The sequence below is a fragment of the Paenibacillus taichungensis genome (assembly GCF_050994985.1).
GTDB lineage: Bacteria > Bacillota > Bacilli > Paenibacillales > Paenibacillaceae > Paenibacillus > Paenibacillus taichungensis.
Map to the genome: position 1 here is coordinate 4992485 of NZ_CP194720.1, position 20251 is coordinate 5012735.

A 20251-nucleotide genomic window follows, 5' to 3' on the forward strand; every position below is an offset into this window, starting at 1 on the left:
AATCCCCTTCAGGTAAACGACTTGTTCTTAACAAATACCGTTTACTTGAAGAGGATTGATATAAATCATCTCTATCCCTGAACTACTATATCTGGCGTCCTACTTCTCGAACCGGAACCAGCCAAAGTCAAACTGACTACCCGGCAGGAAAATAAAGGTCACCTTCTGCACACCTTTAACCTGCTCAAGCTCAAACACTCGCTCCTCATATCCATCGGACTGTGTGAATTCGACCAGCTGATTGCTCTGTCCGTCCTCACCTGCAAAGCGGATATGGATCGTGTTTTTATCGATTGTTGAACGTCCATAGATCACAAGCTTGGATGTGCCTTCTGCCGTGAAGTCCATATTTTCAAACTCAAGCGACACATTGTTCCCGATCCCCTCAACATGATTACCCTCGATCTTGAACGTATCCCCATAAAGATGATCGCATGATGCAGCCGTATTCTGTTCAAATGCCCGGCTTTGGCGCTCGAATGAGAAGCCTTTGATATGAATCTTCTGCTTCAGTACAAAACAGATCGACGTAATCCCGCTCAGCCGCTTGGACAGTTGATACGTCTCTTCCTGATACACATTCCATCTGGATTCTTTGTCATACACCACATCTGCCAGCAGTGTACTTCCCTCTTCATCCGGCATACCTTCCCAGATCTGAATGAAGTACTCTTCACTGGACAACGCAAAGATTGGAATCGTAATGGTATCGGAGCCGTACGGCCCGAAGTCGATATTGCGGAAGCCCACATGTGTCTCCCCGTCCCGGCTTGTCGCTACCCCTCGCTCATTGCCGTTACCGACATCCCCTTTGGTGTAATCGTACAGCCCGCCAGTAATAAAGCCGTATGGATCTTTGTAAGCCGTACCCAGACCAGTTGCTTTGAACTCCAGTTGAGAAATCAGTTTCGTTTTATCGGTACCGTTACTGCTCGTCGCACGAAGACGGAATTCCCCATCGCCCAGAGCGGATACGTTGACTTCCAGACCGTTGGCTTCGACCTTGGCAATGTTGGATTCGATACCTGCGTCGTTCACAACTGCCCACTCAATATCCCGATAGGATGTGTTCTCCGGATACAGCTTGGCGCTCACCGTCATCTGCTGTTTCGATGGATCGAATAACTGCCCACCTTCGCTGATAATCTCGATTTTCCGCAAAGGAATCTCCTGCGGACGTCCCGTCAGAACCGGACGTTCCGTATTACTCATAAGTACGTTTTGCTCCTGACTTGCAGCGGCCTCGGAATCACCTAAGGTACGATCTACTGCGCCTGCAACAGCTCGTGATTCGAACTCGGCAGCTGCACTTTCCAATCCTTCCGAGGTCACCTCGATCCGTACCGTTCCTGATTCGTTCGTTGCCCCGATAATTGCCATCAGCTTGCCGCTGAACAGCCTTCTGCTCAGTCCTTTGTATGGATCATAGTCCGTGCTGTCCCCGTTATCGAGACCCAACAGACGACCTGCACCTGTCACTTGGACCTGCACACGGTTGTTTGCATTTTGCACGGGATTGCCCGCTTCATCTTCCACTTGAATTTCCACGAAAATAAGATCTGTACCGTCCGCTTGCAGCTGCTCCCGATCGGTTTGCAGACGAATCTTCTTCGCATCTGTAAAGGATTTTTGCACATCCGTTGCAATAACGTTGCCGTATTCATCATAAGCGATCGCTTTGAGCTCGCCTTCTTCATATGGCACTTTCCACCAGCCTGCCAGCTGGGTTCCCTTTGCATGGTCGATATCATACGTGCCGATTGTCTTGCCATTCAGCTGCAATTCAATCTTCGGCGCATTACTGCACACGCGTACATCGATCAGCTGACCCGGGCTGAAATCCCAGTAAGGGAACAGATGAACCATCGGACTTTTCTTGTAATCCGTCCAGGCTGCTTGGTAGATATAGTAGGAATCTTTCGGGAACGTTGCTGTATCCAGCTGTCCAAAATATGAATTCTTTGTATGATACGGTGTTGGTTCTCCAATATAATCGAATCCGGTCCACAGGAACTGCCCCAAGGAATACGGCGTATCTCGTTCTGCCAAAATGCAGTATTCTGCGGACTTCGCGCCCCAGCTTGTTGTACTGTTACCCAAAGCCGAGCACTGCTCATCATCATCTGCCAATATGGATTGCTCGAACGGGAAGTGATAGATCCCACGGCTCTGCACCACAGACGACGTTTCACTACCATAGATAATCCAGTCCGGATGTTCTTCGTGATGTTTGTCGTAGTATTTTTCCGCGTAGTTATAACCTGCGAGCTTCACGATATCGGCGCATTTTTGCGCGTTTTCCCATGGCATGTAGTTCGAACCAATCGTCACGCCTGCATTCCCTTTTGGATCAAATTCCAATACATAATCCATCAGCATGCGGGTTACTTCCTGCCCCCGCTCATCCGCATGAGTGTCGTAAATCTCGTTACCGATACTCCACATGATCAGACTTGCATGGTTACGATCACGCTTCACCCAGCTCTTCACATCAGTATGTGCCCATTCCGGGAAAAATCTCGCATAGTCGTAAGGGGTCTTGGCTCTCTCCCACATATCGAACGCTTCCGAAACGATCAGCATACCCATCTCATCCGCAAGTTCCATGAACTCTTTGGCAGGCATGTTATGAGCGGTCCGGATAGCGTTAACGCCCATTTCCTTCAACAGCACAAATCTTCTGCGCAGCGCAGTTAGATTAAAAGCAGCCCCCAGCGCCCCAAGATCATGGTGTTCACACACGCCGTTCAGCTTCATCTTGACCCCATTCAGGTGGAATCCTTCGTTTGCATCCAACTTGATATCCCTGAAACCAATCCGCTGTGTGGCGGTCTCGATCGTCTCATAGCCCTGCTCACCTGTAGCTACTTGCAGTTCCGTTACCAGATCATACAGATTCGGTTCATCCGGGCTCCATAACTTCGGAAGATCGACCGTCAGCTGTTGGCTGTTCGATTGTATCTCTCCATGTCCGGTGTCTTTACCCGCTGAAGCTGTAACGTCCTCTCTGCTGGATACGATCTGATTACCCTGATACCAAATCGTGTGCACAAGTTGTGCGTTCTGATTGAGACTCAGCTCCGTATCCACCTCAACCTGCCAGCCTTCTGGCTGCTGCTGAATCGATACATAGGTACCGTCTGTGACGATATGATTCCGATCTCTCGTTTTGATCCACACGTTGCGATAAATTCCGGCCCCGGAATACCATCTGCTGTTGGGACTCTGATGCACAACTTTGACTACAATTTCATTGTCACCTTCCACCAAAGCACTCGTGATCTCATGCTCAAAAGCCGAATAACCGTACTTCCATTCCCCCACAAGCTGACCGTTCACATATACGGAAGAATCCATATACACCCCGTCAAAGCAAAGCAGAACCTGCTGCTCATCCTTCGTATATGTGAATGTCTTGCGATACCATCCGATGCTGTCCTCATACAGTTCAAGCGTATTATAGATCAGCCAATCATGAGGAAGCTCAACCGGTTCAAACGTTAATCCCGCAGACTCCGTAACCTCCAGCTTACTTTTCGCAAATTGCCATCCATCCGTAAAAAGCTTTTTCTGATTCATCTCAGCTCTCACTTTCTGTGTGTATTATGATTGCGGTTACAAACAAAAACAGACCATTTTTCGAAAACCTTTTCGAAAATAACTTGGTGAGACAATAACACTTCACCCGATTATACCATCTGACCACCTTTGTACGTCACTTTTTGAGCAGATTGAAGAAAAAAAAGGGCCCGCTTTAGATATCCAAGTCGGGACCTTACGAATTCCACCATATATATAACTACATTAATTGTTCATTGCTCGAATCGGTCTGTAGAATGCCCGAATATCATCAGCCAGCAACTCCGGTTCCTCCAAAGCCGTAAAATGCCCTCCACTAGGCATGGAGGTCCAGCGCGTTACGTTCAGGTTTTGCATCGCCCAAGACTTGGGCGGCAGCACGATATCCGCAGGAAATATGGCAATGCCTGTCGGAACTTCTATACGTCCCAATGGTGGCAAGGAATGTGAATTTTCGTAGTACATACGTGTGGATGATCCTATGGTGTTCGTAACCCAATAGATCATAATATGAGTCAGCAACTCATCCTTGCTAAATAGTTGATTGAGGTCACCTTTACAGTCGCTCCAAGCACGAAACTTCTCAATGATCCAAGCGGCCAAACCTACTGGGGAATCGGAAAGCCCATAGGCAAGTGTCTGAGGTTTGGTTGATTGAATGGACATATAACCCCCCTCTTGTGAAATCCATGTTGAAGCATTTTTCTTGTACTCTCGTTCTTCCTCTGAGCGTTCTGCCTCATCCTGGGAAGATAAGAGATCTCTTATGATACCCATATCCGTTAAGTGGATTCCAACTAGAAGTTCAGGATTATTCGATGCCAGATAACGTGTAACGCCAGAGCCAATATCTCCACCTGCAGCAGCGAATTTATTGTAGCCTAATTCTTTGGTCATTAGTTTGGCCCACATCTGGGAGACACGAGAATTGTTGATGCCAGGTTGGTCAGGGCGACTAGAGAATCCAAATCCAGGCAGTGAAGGCACAATGACATCAAAAGAGTCCTCCGGATTACCTCCATGACTCGCGGGATCGGTCAGGAGAGGGATAATCTTTTGATAACGAAGATAGCTATCGGGCCAGCCATGGGTAAGAATAATCGGCAGAGGATTAGGCCCTTTACCACGCTCATATACAAAGTGCACATCCACCCCATCCAACTGGCAATGAAACTGGGAAAATTGATTCAGCCTGGACTCTTGTGCTCGCCAGTCATAATAATCTCTCCAATAGGAAACGAGTGATTTTAAATAACTAATATCTGTTCCTCGCCCCCAGCCGGAGTCTGCCAATTGATCTGGCCAACGGATGTGATGCAGCCGATATTGCAAATCGTCCAGAATCTCATCGGAGACATGAATATGAAAACGTTCAACAGTCATCAAGATTTCCTCCCTTTTTGTTGATTCACAACGTTATTATATCCTTTTATTGCTATTCATAGATTCCATCTCTGTAAATCGATTCCTGTAATTTCTTGTCGTGCTATGTTAGATTATCCATTGGAATAATATCACATATATAGATAGGGGAAATTAGAACGTGAAGAAATCATGGGTACTATCAATCATTATGAGTTTTGTTTTGCTCGGCGGAGTATTCGCACCTGCAGGGTCCTATGCCGCTGCTGCGGATGACTCAACTACTACATATTCGGAAGACGAATACTATGAAGAAGTTGACACGTCAGAACAAGAACCGATCCCTACAGTCGAAGAAGAAGATTTCCTCAACTACCTGGATCAGTTGGATAGCGCATCGGTATATGAAGAGAAAGCATTCAACGCTCTTGGAGGAGGATTTTACATTACATCTTCCAATCGCAAGTCCGTTTTCCTGAAATTGACCAACACAGCGATTCCTAACTACACCAAATATGTATCCAAGCTGAAGCTGATTAAACCGCAAAATGCGGAACTGCAAAAAATCCATGCCAACTTGATTAAAGGTAGTTATGCACAGCTGGAAGGATTCCAACTCGCTAAAAAGGCTGTCTCCAAAACAACGGTAAACAGCGCTGTCCTGAAACAAGCCAATGCCAAAATTGATACCGGCAAGAAAAGTATCGAGAAATATCATAAAGAAATCTCTGCTTATGCCAATAAGCTTGGGTATGATTTTTAAATAATAGTCCACCAAAATGTGTGTTGATTGTGAATCATTCTACCTCACACATGAAGCAGGACACACCATTTGTTCCACAATAAACAAATTGAGATTTCAGGAAAAAAAAGTGTTTTCTTTTTCCAATTTAGTTCGTATAATAGCACTATAATCAAAAGGCTATGCTGCCGAAAGGTACAACCTCGTGAACATTGGGGTTGTGCCTTTTTTGCGTTTATAGCCATATGATCCATCCCAGATAAGGAGTGAATGCTATGTTACTTGAAGCTATTTATCATCGTCCCAAAATGAATTGGTCCTACGTATATGACCGTTCCACCATGCACCTGAGGCTCCGTTCCAAGCGGGGTGACCTGGATGCTGTTATCGCCATCATCGGGGATAAATATGCATGGGATCGTACGGTTCTCCACCTTCCGATGCGAATCTTTGCCCGTGATGCCCTGTTCGATTATTGGGAAGTGGAAGCGCAACCACCCTACCGCAGATTACGCTACGGCTTCCAACTGATCGAGGAAGAGAAATCGGTCTGGATGACGGAACGGGGATTCGAACAGGCTCTGCCTGATCATCCGTTGGAATTTTTCGATTTTCCATTTATGAATCCGGTGGATTTCTTCGAGGCACCTGCTTGGGTTAAGGATGCGGTGTTCTATCAGATCTTCCCTGAACGTTTTGCCAATGGTGATCCGTCGATCAGTCCAAAGAATGCTGAACCTTGGGGCGGTGAACCGACGCCTGTCAATTTTTTCGGAGGTGACCTTCAAGGCGTTCTGGACCACCTCGATCATCTGAGTACACTTGGCATTAACGCCATTTATTTCTGCCCAGTGTTCCAGGCTACAACCAACCATAAGTACAATACCGCAGACTATATGAGGGTCGATCCGCACTTTGGCACCAATGAGAAATTGAAGGAACTTGTGGATGCATGCCATGAACGCGGCATACGGGTAGTTCTGGACGCGGTGTTTAACCATTCAGGCAGAGAGTTCCTTCCATTCGCGGATGTGCTTGAAAAAGGGGCTGCTTCCCGTTATGCGGATTGGTTCCATGTCAGAGAATGGCCGGCACGTATCGAGGATGGTATTCCCACATATGATACCTTTGCCTTTGAACCTCTTATGCCTAAACTGAACACAGAGCATCCAGAGGTTAAGGAATATTTGCTGGAGGTGGCCCGTTACTGGATTCAGGATATGGGTATCGACGGTTGGAGGCTGGATGTTGCCAATGAGGTAGACCATCAATTCTGGCGTGAATTCCGGCAAACGGTCAAATCACTTAACCCGGATGCCTATCTACTAGGCGAAATCTGGCATGATTCCATCATGTGGCTGCAGGGGGATCAGTTTGATGCAGTCATGAACTACCCTTTCACGAATTCAGTCATGGATTACGCTGTGCTTGGCAAGCTAGACGGCCTCGGATTTGCCAACGAGGTTGGCAAACTGCTTGCTGCGTATTCACAGCCTGTAACCGAAGCAGCTTTCAACCTGCTCGGCAGTCATGACACGCCAAGACTGCTCACCCTATGTGAAGGGGATGTACGCAAGATGAAGCTGGCTGTCATTCTGCTGCTTACGTACCCAGGTGCTCCTTGTATTTACTATGGTGACGAGGTAGGGCTGGATGGTGGCTATGATCCAGGTTGTCGCAAATGTATGGAGTGGGACGAACAGAAGCAGAACAAGGATCTGCTCGATTTCTTCACCCAAGCCATTGCCCTGCGTAAACAACACGCTGCATTGCGCAGTGCGGACATCTCCATGATTTACGCGGAAGCCGGAGACCCGTGCATTGCCATCGGACGCAAGGATCAAGATACCGGGGAACAATTCGTGCTTGTCCTGAATGCAAGTGAAGAACCATGCAGTATGGAGTTGCCACTACACCAAGGAACTTGGCGTAATGTATTCTCAGCCACAACTCGTGAAACTCAGCAGAACAAGCTGAAGCTGGACTTGGAAGCGTACGGTTTCTCCCTGTTGCAGTTGGATGTCAAATCACACGTGAAGGCATAACATCTTGCTTCATTCTAAATCCTTTCTCCGATGAGACTCTTGGTACGTCGTATGAGGCTATCTCCCATTAAATTGTGTGAAAGGAAATCTCTCGTACGAATCACTTCGACTCTGTTCAACAAAAGGGGAACCATCGGTGCGTCATGCATCCGAAGGTTCCCCTCTCCTATTACAACTCATGATGTCCCCTGCTGTATTGGCATTCATGGAGTCACTTTATTCATTCGTTCAATCAGTGCTGTGTCCCTTCCAACTCTTCCTCCTGGCTTGCCGCAACCTCATCCCGAACGGAGCAGTTTGGACCGGAATTTCTTATTTTCTTCATTCTTGGACTTGTTAATGTCTCCTGAGTAATCACAATCTTTTGCGGGATTTTGTACTGGGGCAGCTTGTCTCGGCAAAAGTCCCAGATTTGTCTGCGTAGTTCCATAAGAGGCTGCTCACCTGTAAGTCTGACCGTGGCCTTTACCATCTGTCCCATGATCCCACTTGGCTCGCCACTCACGACTGCTGTTTCAATGAATTCCATTTGTTCCAGAATACTCTCCACTTCCGCAGGATAAACCTTACGTCCGCCTACATTAATGATCTCGGAGCGGCGACCCAAAATGCGAATGTAACCATCCTCCATCTCTGCTTCATCCCCGGTCTGGAGCCAACCATCTTCCGTGAACGGAGAAGGGGCGTTCAGATACCCAATCATGGCCGTTTTTGTTTGGATCTCAAGCAGCCCGTCCACAATCCGATAATGGACTTCCTCATCACGAACCGTAAATTGCAATGAACCGGAATCTTTGGAGCTTGTCGGCAGAATTCCAAGCTCCGACATGCCGTAAGCCTGCACCGTGCGTACATTCGGAAACTGTCTATTCCATGCGGTAAGCAGCGCCTCTGGCATGACCTCTGAACCATAGGAGACCACTTCGAGACTGGATAGATTGAACTCCCGATAGACTCCACTAAGGAGCAGCAAATTCATGAACGTTGGTGAGACTGGCAAGGCCTGAACACGATACTTTTCAATGGTTTTGCATACTTCCATGGGGGAGCGATTCGGTATGACGCATAAACAGCCGCCGCTGGACAGGGATTGCAGCATCGTATTCAATCCGCCAATGTGATCAAACATCATGAACGGAATGGTACAGAGCGGCCGAACTTGCCGCCTGAACCCGTGCAACAGACGATCCGCGCTGTGAACAGCAGCTTTGCTTTGCCCTGTCGATCCGGATGAGAAGATTACCAGACCTGCGTTCTTTTCCTGACTCAGCCTTTCCAAAATCGAGGACCGAGAGCCTTGCACGGAGCAACGTCTGGCTATAGCTTCCCCTTCCCCAACACTCATGCGCCATTCTGCCTGAGCGAGCGCTGTATACTCATTCCGTTTAGCCTCAACCAAGTGTCGATCCATCGGAACCACAATACAATTTTGCTCCAGAAGAGCGATCAATGCTGCTGCGGCATAAGGAGAATAATCCTCTTCCAGCACAACGATCGCCCCTTCGAGCCCTTCACTGGAAATCCATTGGCTAAAGGTGTGAATCTGATCCAATAACCAGTTATAACTATAATGTTCGCCCTTCCATATCAACGCAGGACGATGGTCATACGCAGCGAACCGTTCCAGAAGAAAAGTGATATTCATCCCTCATCATCCTTTGGGCAAGGTTTCAATTGCGCCTCCAGATACTCAACCAGTGATTCCACCGTTCGATAAGGACTTTCTGGCATGGAAGCAGCCGCCAATTCAGCGAGGGTTATCCCTACACCGAACGTATCTTCAACACTTTGCTCGATAACCGCAAGTAGAGTTACAAGTTCAAGGGAGTCCAGTCTTCCACGACTTCCATATAGGGGTGCCTGCAAGCCATGCTCTAGTGGAATGGGCGCGTTATGGTACCGATTAAGCTCATCGCAGCTGTCCAGCACAATCCGCTCAATGACTTCCCGATGTGAAGGCGTAGGCCCGGGATTTTCCACAGTCGATGGGATCTGTCTGAAGCGATCGGCATGCTGATGTGTCGTCATTAGCGCTTCGTACCAGCGTAATTCGTCCGCCGCCAATTGTTCGATAATATCCGTTAACTGCTCCCGCCATTCAGGGCTTCGTTTCATTCTGGCGATCTGCAGCAGCTTATGCGCCTGTTCCCACCGGGCTATCATTGCACCGAATTCCTCAACATATTGATCATGAGGAGAATTGAGCCATTTGGCTGCTTCCTCCAGCAAATCGCGGAAAAAGTAGCGGCTCCAGCGCATGTCGAACAGGAACGCGGAGATGGCTTTCTCCTGTTCCCGATCCACCTCGGCATCCGGGTGCAATCTTTGTAACAATTGTGATGTGACAGCCTGTCCAAAATAATAGCTTCGATTGCCCTGCCAGATCGTTCTGCCCGCGATGAATTCATAGGCCTGTGTCGCCAGCGCAGAGCGCAACATGTTCCGATAGCCTGCGGAGTCGAGTGTTTCCACAGCACGGATCTCCATCGTGCCATATGTTCGTAATGTTTCTTTGCGCCGGGCTATTTCGAGCTCGGAGATATTTTTGTTTCCTTTCCAGAACTCTTGGAAATCAGGTGATGACACAGCTCCCATGTATTTGGAGGGAACGGGGTCATAGACATAGAAATGCTCCTCATCCATTCCGTACACAGCCAGCCAATGATCGACCAGATGCAGGCGTGAGTCTTGTTTAACGAGTTTATGAATATACTCGGGATTTCGATAATCATCCCCATAAGGCAAGCAATAACTTGTGCCTGTAACGATTAAAGGCCCCTCATTTTCAAGCCGTTCCCGAATATATGCCTTTCCTTGTTCGAAGCTGTCAAACTCCCGTTCTCCAAACACTTCCCACATCGGCTCCTCATAATCCAGCTTATGAAAGTAAGGCTTGATCAGGCCACGATCCGAACAGGAAGTCAGACTATACAAGCGGCTGGAAGCCAACAGGCCGAGACTGCTTATCGAGCCCTGACGCTGAAGGATTTCGTGAATCAAAGGAAAATTGCAGGGATAATAATACGGAATATCCATCGTTGGTTGAAATGGTTGACTAATCATGGCTACCTCCTGTTCCCGGCTTTGGCAGCCGTACTGCCCCAAGACTGGATTTTGTAATGTAGAGACAGGTTATCATGGGCACGAAACACCCGATTGGGCAGTGCCTTGCCATCTGCATCGGTTTCAAACTGCCGGAAGCCTCGCGTGAACCTGAACCGAAATCCGCTGTCACGTGGAACCTCGAAGCAGCCCTCATAATCGCCACCTCCGGTGTGCAGAAGCTTCATGCCCATGCCTCCGTAGATCGAGTCATCATACATGTCTTGAAAGGGTACCTCGGCACTCATGCAGACTGTCACGTGACCCGATAATTCTTCCACAACCGTGTACATCCGTGATGCCGTCAACTCTCCCACCGTCAGGGTAGCAATTGCATGTCCCATCTTGACAGGAACCAGTTCCCCATTGGGTCGAACCTCAAGAACATCGGGTTGATCGGAATGATATTCCCCTTCAAGCACACTCATGGTGAACCCGCTGTCGTAATGAAGCAGCGCATTGATCTGCCCGCTCATCCCGCCTTTCAATCCAATAACGTCCCTTCCCATCAGCTCCAGAGAGACTGGATTGCCGATTCGGCCGAACATATACAGTAGCGGAATATGAACTCGCTCTCCCCAATCCGCCTCCTGATGACCTGCATCCGGCTGTTCCAGAAATGCGATGTCCTTGCCAGACTTATATCCCAGTTCAAGCATCTGATGGGCTACATTCCTTACCTGGTAAGGAAGAAATAATCCTTCTGCATCTCCTATATCCATCCACATTTGAATGGGAGCACTGCCCTCAGGCAAGAGGTACATATCCTCCTCCTGTAACCTGCTCTCCGACGTTTCATCCAGCTGCACATCCACGAAAAAGGGAGAGAGCATGATCAGTTTGCCAAAAATATCAGGATGACGTGTTCCTATATGGAAGGTGCTGAGTGCCGCTGCGGAAGAACCAAGCAATCCCGTATTGTCCTTGTCTGGAAGTGTGCGGTAAAGCTCGTCAATGAATGGTTTCAGCTCATGAATGATAAAGTGTTCATAATCCAGGCCTGAGCAGCCCACACTCACCGCTTCTCTTGCAGGCGCAATAAAATGATAGAATTCATTGTGTGTAACTGGACGAACATGGGCAATTCCGACAATGATCAGTCCATCCATCAAGCCTTGATCAATCAGTTGGTCTGCCGCCTGATCTACGTGCCACGTTTCATTTCCCGCAGTCGAAGAGCCGAAGGCCCTCTGACCCGCATGCATGTATAACACTGGATAGCGTTCATCCACATGCTCCTTATATCCTGGTGGCAAATAGATAAAAATCTTTCTTGTGTTGTCCAGCCTGGACGCCTTGAAACCTTCCACACATTCGATAACAGAATGAGTGTTCACTGATCCATCAACCGCCTCTCCTATAGATTTAGCTTTTACACTACCGGGGTTTTCTGTTAGTTCTGCTTCGTTCTTCCCTCGGCTACATCGACAAACAACCCCGTCTCTGAAGAGACGGGGTTGTTTTAAAACACCGAAATGTTCTAAAATGCATAGCCCTTATATTGGTGGGTCTGCGAATAGTTTAAATCTGTTGAGCCTGATTTGTAAATATGGAAATAGAAAAAAAATGCTCAAGAAAAAGTTATTGACAACCAAACCATTATTTAATTATCATAACGTTGTGATTATAACTAGAGGGCCATGCTTTTAAACCCAATCGGTTTAGGACAACCCCGGTAACTCCAGCAGGAGGTGCCGGGGTTGTTGGCGTTCATAAAGGGGGGATATCGTTAAGAATAACCTACCAACGTCCAATGTTGAAAGCGCTTTTCCAATCAAAAAAGAGATCACAAATCTATATAAATTGAACTACACATTTGCACGAGAACGGAGAGGACAGAAATAACCTGAAGAAGTGAAGCTAAAAGCTTTCTGAAGGAAAGCTCCATCGGAAGCATACGCTTCGCCTTTATCCCCGGATTTCCCCCTTTGAAAAGGGCATCAAAAAAATCTGGGGATAACAGCGATCGGAAGGTTGTTCTGTCATCGGAGTGGTAAGTGTAAATATTCTTTAGTTCAATTTATATAATAAACGAAGGGTGGATTACCAATGTTCAAATGGACCAAGCGAATCATCCTCAGTACCACGTTGAGCTTCAGCTTGCTGGCCGGAAGTGCACTGCCATTATTCCCGGCGGCCTCCGTATTTGCAGATGCTGATACGGCTGTAAGCAACAAGCAGAACTTCAGCACCGATGTTATTTATCAGGTATTTACCGACCGCTTTCTGGACGGCAATCCCTCCAACAACCCTACCGGGGGAGCCTATGACGCCTCCTGTTCTAACCTGAAGCTCTATTGCGGGGGCGACTGGCAAGGACTGATCAACAAGATCAACGACAACTATTTTTCCGATCTCGGCATTACGGCACTCTGGATTTCCCAGCCTGTGGAGAACATTTACTCGCTGATTAACTATTCCGGTGTTAACAATACGGCTTATCACGGCTATTGGGCACGTGACTTCAAGAAGACCAATCCTGCTTTCGGTACGATGACCGATTTCCAGAATCTGATCAATACGGCACATGCCAAAGGCATTAAAGTCATCATTGATTTTGCTCCCAACCATACCTCTCCTGCCATGGAAACCGACACCTCGTTCGCAGAGAATGGAAAGTTGTACAATAACGGTACGCTGCTTGGTGGCTACACCAATGATACGAACAAACTTTTCCACCACAATGGCGGTTCCGACTTCTCCACACTGGAGAACGGTATCTACAAAAACCTCTATGATCTTGCTGACCTGAATCACAATAACAGCACCATTGACACCTACTTCAAGGATGCGATCAAGCTCTGGCTGGATATGGGTATTGACGGAATCCGGGTGGATGCGGTGAAGCATATGCCGATGGGATGGCAAAAGAACTGGATGTCCTCCATCTATGGCTACAAACCGGTATTCACGTTTGGTGAATGGTTCCTGGGTTCATCCGCATCCGATGCGGACAATACCAACTTCGCCAACCAGTCCGGCATGAGTCTGCTTGACTTCCGTTTCAACAATGAAGTACGTAACGTGTTCCGTGATAACACATCCACGATGGTTGCCCTGGATTCCATGATCACCAGCACTGCCGCTGATTATGCACAGGTGAATGACCAAGTGACTTTTATTGATAACCATGACATGGATCGCTTCAAAACAAGTGCCGTTAACAACCGTCGCTTGGAACAAGCTCTTGCATTTACACTTACCTCACGGGGCGTACCAGCCATCTATTATGGCACTGAGCAGTATATGACAGGTAACGGTGACCCGGATAACCGTGCCAAAATGCCTTCGTTTTCCAAAACAACAACTGCTTTTAACGTCATCAGCAAGCTGGCTCCATTGCGCAAAACCAATCCAGCCATCGCCTATGGAACAACCCAGCAGCGCTGGATTAACAACGATGTGTATGTGTATGAACGTAAATTCGGCAACAACGTGGCCGTCGTAGCGGTTAACCGTAATCTTTCGACTCCCACATCCATCAGTGGTCTGACCACTTCGCTTCCTTCGGGTACATACAACGATGTTCTTGCAGGTGCATTAAGTGGTAATAACATTACCTCTACAGGAGGTAACGTCGCTAACTTCACTTTGGCAGCAGGAGCTACAGCAGTCTGGCAGTATACAGCCAATACCACTACACCAACCATTGGGCATGTGGGCCCTGTAATGGGTAAAGCGGGTAATACCGTTACCATTGATGGTCGTGGATTTGGTACTACCAAAGGCACTGTCTATTTCGGAACAACCGCTGTTACCGGTTCATCCATTACATCATGGGAAGATACTCAGATCAAAGTGACCATCCCTGCTGTTGCCGCCGGCAACTATGCAGTCAAAGTCGCAGCGAGCGGAGTCAACAGCAACACTTATAACAATTTCACGATTCTTAGTGGCAACCAGGTTTCCGTGCGGTTTGTCATCAACAATGCATCCACGACACTCGGTCAGAATCTCTATCTGACGGGCAATGTCGCGGAACTGGGTAACTGGTCCACAGGCCCTCTCGCCATTGGTCCGGCGTTCAATCAGGTGATCTATTCCTATCCAATCTGGTATTATGACGTGAGTGTGCCAGCCGGAACGAATCTAGAATTCAAGTTCTTCAAAAAGAACGGCTCTACGATTACGTGGGAAAATGGCAATAATCATACTTTCACCACACCAACCAGTGGAACCGCAACCGTTACAGTGGACTGGCAACCTTAATTCCTTCACCGTCCTATCATTCAACCCGGAGTCAGACGCGATGAGCGTCTGCTTCCGGGTTCTTTGATTAGGCTCGTCCTTATCTGTGGCATGCATTAACTATCGATAGGTCCGAATGGATTTTAATCCTGCTGCAGCAATAATTCCTACCACCAACAGCAATGCTCCGAGGCTCTCCAGCACGGTTTGGGCACCCCACTGATCAGCCAAAACGGAAACCACCGTTAATCCCAAGATTGGGGCTGTACTTGTTATGGTTCCAAGCACCCCGTAGATTCTCCCCTGCAGCTCATCGGGAACCTCGGCACGCATCATGATCTGGGTTAACATCGTACAGCACGCAAACATGGCTCCCCCAGCAATGATCAGCGGCAAGGCCACCAAAGGAGAAGATACATTGGCTAACAGCATATACAGTGGGCCGAGAACCAGCAGACCGATGAACACCCATCGCCCCCTTCGTTTCAGCCGATTGCCTGAGGCAATCAGAATCCCGGAACCCAGCATGTACCCCAGTGGAATACATGTCTCAATCAGTCCGAACTGGACTGGATTCGCCTGCCATACTTTGACGGCCATGACCTGAACAAGCATGATGGCTGACATGAAGAAAAGAATCAGCAGCGGATTAAGAATAACGATAGAGCGAATCAGTGGATGTGCAAAGATGTAGGAAAATGAACCACCCCACTCCTTTACAAACGATCCTCTATGCATCGAAGAGCGTTGTACATCCGGAAAACGCCCGGCCAACATTACACATATCGCAGATAGCAGAAAGGTCACACCCGTAATCATAATAGCCGTAAACCCTCCAAATGCAGAAACCGCAATCCCCGCTGCTGCCAGTCCACTTATACGTGCAATATTATCGACAAGATGAATGGTTCCTGTAGCTTGCTGCAGATGCTCCCTCCCCACCAGACTGGTTACCGAAGCATGAAATGCAGGCGCCTGAAACAGGCTGGAGAACATCGAAAGGGAAAGCATGAGCAGTACGATTGGAAAAGGAGCATGCAGCACAAACAGACTCACCGCGATGATAAACGCCATAGCCCCACGAAACAAATCCGACGACAACATCAATGTTCTGCGATCCAGCCTGTCGGCAAACGTACCCGCGAATGATCCGAACAGAAAACTGACGACCATATTACATACTTGTACAGCTGCCATGCTCTTCGCACTTCCCGTGGTCTGCAATACCCACAGACTGATGGCAATGCCGTTGAAACAATCACCAAATACCGAGATGCCATAGCCACACAAAATTCTGCGATAAGCAACATTGCGCCAAAGCGCCCTGTTGGCCATTTTCTGACTTTCCGCAGCCGCAAGAGCCCCGTTCGGTCCCAATTCCGGTTCTGGGGACTGTAGCGTTCCCATCGATCTTTTCCTCCTCTTGTCATTCGGATCTCAAACAGCAGGCAGGCGCTTCCGGAGCAGTTCCAGCGATGAATGGAACCTCTCAGAAGCGCCTGATTGGTGGCCTGAATATGTTCTACAGGCTGTCTATGCGATTTGGGTGTTTATCCTCTTAACCTTTTATCCTTTGGAAGCGCCAGAGGTCAGCCCCTGCACCAGGAAGCGTTGCAGGAATACAAACAATAACGTAATTGGAATGGCGATCAGCACCGCCCCGGCAGCAAACATCGTAAAGTTACTGTCCTGATAACGGCTAACCAGATCCCACATGCCAACTGCAAGTGTCCAGTTCTCTTTTGTCCGAAGTACCAGTCGGGCAAAAATAAAGTCCATCCACGCACCAGTGAAGCTGGTTAAGGCTACATAGGTCAGCATCGGCCGGGACAACGGCAGAATGATACTGGTGAACACACGCAGATGACTGGCACCATCAATTCGTGCTGCTTCATCCAAACTGCGCGGGATGGTATCAAAGAACCCTTTGACAATAAATCCACCCAACACGGCTCCGGACGAATAAACCAGAATCAACGCGGCATGGGTGTCCAGCAATTTGATCTGAAGCAAAATAATATAAATGGCAATCATGCTCATGAAGCTGGGAAACATCCCCAGAATCAACATCGTGGATAGAATGGTCTTACGACCGCGAAAACGGAAACGGGACAAGGCATACATGCCCAAAGTGACCATAAGCGTTGAGAAAATCATCGTGAAAAAGGCGATTTTCAACGTGTTCAGATACCATGTGCCATACATGAACGACGGGTTGGTAAACAATTCCCCGTAATGGGCCAGCGTGAATGCTTCAGGCCACAGACGTTCGCTGTACAGCGCCGCCCCTGGACGCAGTGACGAGAGAAATATCCACAAGACGGGATACACCGATACGATGGCAATGATGACCAGCAGCACATAACTGATCGCCAGACGCATGGGATTATTGCGCTTTTTCATTGAATCATGTCCTCCTCTTTGAACGATTTGGAACGACGGAAATTCCAGATGGAGAACGACGCAATAATCAAGAAAATAATGATGCCGACCGCCGAAGCCATATTGAACTTGTTGTTATCCAACGTCAGTTTGTACAACCAGGTCACGAGAAGATCGGTTGATCCCGCGTATTGATAATCACCACGCAGCGGATTACCGTTCGTCAGCAGGAAGATGACGTTGAAGTTGTTGAAATTCCCGGCAAATTGCATAATGAGCACCGGTGTCGTAGCGAACATGATAAAAGGAAGCGTAATGATGCGGAACTTCTGAAAGCCGGACGCACCGTCTACCTCAGCCGCTTCATACAAATCCCGTGGAATCGCCGTCAGCACGCCCAGGATGAGCACCATGCTGACCGGGATTCCAATCCACATGTTTACAATAACGACTGTAACTTTAGCCCAGAATGGATCGGTTAACCATGGCAACCCCTCAAGGCCAAAAGCCTTCATATACGTATTAATCGGACCAAACTGTCCGTTGAACAGGTTACGCATCAGAAGTAGTGAGATAATCTGTGGAATGGCATAAGGAAGAATGAATATCGTCCGCCATACCTTTTTGAAACGAATACCTTTCTGCTCGATGAGAAGTGCAACCAGCACCCCGCCGAAATACGTAGTGACCGTTGCCAGGATGGCCCAGATTACGGTCCACGTTAATACGCCAAAGAAGGTATGGCTCCACGATTTAAGCTGGACCAGATCCGTGAATGTCTTGAAGCCGACCCAGTCCACCAGCTTGGCAGGCGGAATATGATCCGGTGCCGAGTAATTGGTGAAGGCCAGGGTAATCGTAAACAAAATCGGCATAATGGTGAAAAACAAGATGCCGAGCGCAGGGATGGATAAGAAAAGATACGGGAATTGTTTATCGAGCAGATATCTCAGGGAAGCAGAAGCTCTGGTGGCCTGCTTGCCTTCCTCTCTTAATTTTCCCGTGATGTACGCATCCCGGATATTGAATATATACAGAAGAAGAAAAACGAAAAATACCAAAAGTACTATGATTCCGTTGAGCAGCAAAAAGATGGAGTGGTCGCCCTGCTGCAGCACCGTTGATCCATTGACCTTGACGAAACGCTGCGTCTGCTCGCCCAGCGTCCATACTCCCCATACAGCCTGATTCAAACGGGGAATCAGATATGCGAGTCCCACTCCCTCTAAGATCAGAAAACAAATTCCCTTGATCCATTGACGGTTATACAACTGTCCAAGTCCTTGCAGGACAACGGACAACACAGCCGCTGTCATACGATGCTGTCTTTCTCGATTCGGCTTAACAGTGACTGGAACATGCTGTTGTTTCATTCATTCCTACTCCTTCCCGGCAAGCGAAGTTACCGATCAGTTATAGCAGAGTGCAGAGGACATGTTAGCTTCCTCTGCACCTGCTCATTTTTTATTTTATTGGGTGGTTGCAAGGCTCTCCTTGACTTGTTTGACTGCGTTATCCAGAGAGGTTTTTACATCCTTGCCTCCATCCCATATGTCGGTAATCGCCGCGCTGATGGGACCCCACACGCTATCCATGGCAGGAAGCGAAGGCATTGGGGTGGAGTTGTTGAATTGCTCAAGGAATGCCTTCGTGATTTCATCCCCTTGAATCTTCGGATCTGCCGCCACGTCTTTATTGGCCGGGAGAGTTCCGTTCATCTCAAAGTTGACCATCTGGGATTCGGCACTGGAGAGATAGGCCGCAAACAGCTTGGCAGCATTCGGATAGGTTGTAAATGCATTGACGTAATATGCCTTGACTCCAGAGAAGGAGGTCATCGGTTTGCCTTCAATTGCCGGGAGTGGCGCCACACCGAAGTCAATGCCAGCATTGCGATAATCGGCGATGGACCAAGGTCCGTTAATATCCATAGCCAGTTTCCCGCTTGAAAAGAGGCCTTTCTTGATGTCATAGTTCACATCACCCATCTTCACAGGCAGTACTTCCGATTTCAGCGTTTGCAAGAACTGACCGCCCTTGATGGCTCCCTCATTGTTAAGGCCAATATCCTCGCTGTTCATGCCTTCATCACCGAAGATATATCCGCCCTGGGAAGCCAGATAAGCAAAGTTATAATAAAACTGCTGAAGCTCCCACATCAAGGTGTATTTGTTGTTTTTGGTATCATTAAAGGTTTTGGCAAAGCTGATAATGTCATCAAATGATTTCGGTGCTTCGGGATAAAGCTTTTTGTTATAAAACAACGCATAGGTTTCTACGCTGTAGGGATATCCGTATAAGATGTCTTTGAAAGTTACGGCTTTAACCGCATTGTCACTGGTAGATTGTGTGGTCTGTTGCTCAAAAATATCGTTCGGCAAGATCAGTCCTGCTTCTGAAGCGCTACCAATCTTGTCATGCGGGAAAACGACTACATCCGCAGCCAATCCTGCGGGTCCGTCCGTAGTGAGCTTGGTCACTTGATCGGTCGGTGGCAATTCCTCGATCTTTACAGTAACGCCGTACTCCTCTTCAAATTTCTTCGCACGCTCCTCGATAAAGCTGCGCTGATTTTTATCCTCCCATATGACAAGGCTCGCGCCCTCTTCTGGCTGAATATTTTCCGCGGTCACTATGGTTTCCCCAGTCTCACCGCTGTCTGTTGTGGTTGGCGCAGCGCCTCCACCTCCGCTTGAACATGCGGTAAGTGCAAGTGCCATGAAACCTGCAAGTGCTGCTTGCTGCCATTTTCTCATTGAATTTCCCCCTTTTCGTAGTCTTGATCGATGCTGTACTCGCGCTTTTCACCCGTTTTTCTGTGTACTGTTCCTGTACTCCGAAGTTCGCCGTG

Annotated in this window: 12 protein-coding genes; 3 read left to right on the plus strand and 9 right to left on the minus strand. The window is 48.1% G+C overall.

Annotation, left to right across the window (positions count from 1 at the left end; genetic code table 11):
* Window positions 1-99: 99 nt before the first annotated feature.
* Entirely contained in the window at window positions 100-3579 is a 3480-nt protein-coding gene (locus ACR1R9_RS22570) for a glycoside hydrolase family 2 TIM barrel-domain containing protein (RefSeq protein WP_433922639.1), read from the minus strand.
* Window positions 3580-3804: 225 nt separating this feature from the next.
* The gene (locus ACR1R9_RS22575) at window positions 3805-4962 is read right to left on the minus strand and encodes an epoxide hydrolase family protein (RefSeq protein WP_433922638.1); all 1158 of its coding nucleotides are present in this window, start codon (window positions 4960-4962) and stop codon (window positions 3805-3807) included.
* A 160-nt stretch (window positions 4963-5122) separates the two neighbouring features.
* Between ACR1R9_RS22575 and ACR1R9_RS22580 the strand changes: the two genes are divergently transcribed.
* The gene (locus ACR1R9_RS22580; protein ID WP_099855450.1) at window positions 5123-5704 is read left to right on the plus strand and encodes a hypothetical protein; all 582 of its coding nucleotides are present in this window, start codon (window positions 5123-5125) and stop codon (window positions 5702-5704) included.
* 254 nt (window positions 5705-5958) lie between these two features.
* The gene (locus ACR1R9_RS22585) at window positions 5959-7728 is read left to right on the plus strand and encodes an alpha-glycosidase (RefSeq protein WP_433922637.1); all 1770 of its coding nucleotides are present in this window, start codon (window positions 5959-5961) and stop codon (window positions 7726-7728) included.
* Between the two features lie 232 nt (window positions 7729-7960).
* Here the strand turns inward: ACR1R9_RS22585 and ACR1R9_RS22590 are convergent, their stop codons facing one another.
* From ACR1R9_RS22590 to ACR1R9_RS22600, 3 genes are read right to left on the minus strand one after another with little or no spacing between them, the layout of a single operon-like run.
* Window positions 7961-9373 carry an ANL family adenylate-forming protein gene (locus ACR1R9_RS22590; protein WP_433948882.1) on the minus strand — a complete coding sequence of 471 codons (1413 nt, stop codon included), beginning with the start codon at window positions 9371-9373 and terminating at the stop codon, window positions 7961-7963.
* Window positions 9370-10791 (minus strand): hypothetical protein, encoded by a 1422-nt coding sequence (locus ACR1R9_RS22595; RefSeq protein ID WP_433922634.1) that lies wholly within the window; start codon window positions 10789-10791, stop codon window positions 9370-9372. The genes ACR1R9_RS22590 and ACR1R9_RS22595 overlap by 4 nt, the downstream gene beginning before the upstream one ends.
* 2 nt (window positions 10792-10793) lie before the next feature.
* On the minus strand, window positions 10794-12167 hold the full coding sequence (locus ACR1R9_RS22600; RefSeq protein WP_433922633.1) for an alpha/beta hydrolase: 1374 nt from the start codon (window positions 12165-12167) through the stop codon (window positions 10794-10796).
* Between the two features lie 712 nt (window positions 12168-12879).
* On the opposite strand from ACR1R9_RS22600, the gene ACR1R9_RS22605 reads away from it, so the two are divergent.
* The gene (locus tag ACR1R9_RS22605) at window positions 12880-15039 is read left to right on the plus strand and encodes an alpha-amylase family glycosyl hydrolase (protein ID WP_433922632.1); all 2160 of its coding nucleotides are present in this window, start codon (window positions 12880-12882) and stop codon (window positions 15037-15039) included.
* A 99-nt stretch (window positions 15040-15138) separates the two neighbouring features.
* Here ACR1R9_RS22605 and ACR1R9_RS22610 read toward each other — a convergent pair whose 3' ends face one another.
* From ACR1R9_RS22610 to ACR1R9_RS22625, 4 genes are all read right to left on the minus strand, one after another.
* On the minus strand, window positions 15139-16425 hold the full coding sequence (locus ACR1R9_RS22610) for an MFS transporter (protein ID WP_433922631.1): 1287 nt from the start codon (window positions 16423-16425) through the stop codon (window positions 15139-15141).
* A gap of 159 nt (window positions 16426-16584) precedes the next feature.
* A complete protein-coding gene (locus ACR1R9_RS22615; protein ID WP_076290382.1) occupies window positions 16585-17421 on the minus strand; it encodes a sugar ABC transporter permease in 837 nt (278 codons plus the stop codon).
* Entirely contained in the window at window positions 17418-18773 is a 1356-nt protein-coding gene (locus tag ACR1R9_RS22620; protein WP_433922630.1) for a carbohydrate ABC transporter permease, read from the minus strand. The genes ACR1R9_RS22615 and ACR1R9_RS22620 overlap by 4 nt, the downstream gene beginning before the upstream one ends.
* Before the next feature lie 96 nt (window positions 18774-18869).
* Complete coding sequence (locus ACR1R9_RS22625; protein WP_076290384.1) at window positions 18870-20156, minus strand: sugar ABC transporter substrate-binding protein; 1287 nt, start codon at window positions 20154-20156, stop codon at window positions 18870-18872.
* Between the last annotated feature and the right edge of the window lie 95 nt (window positions 20157-20251).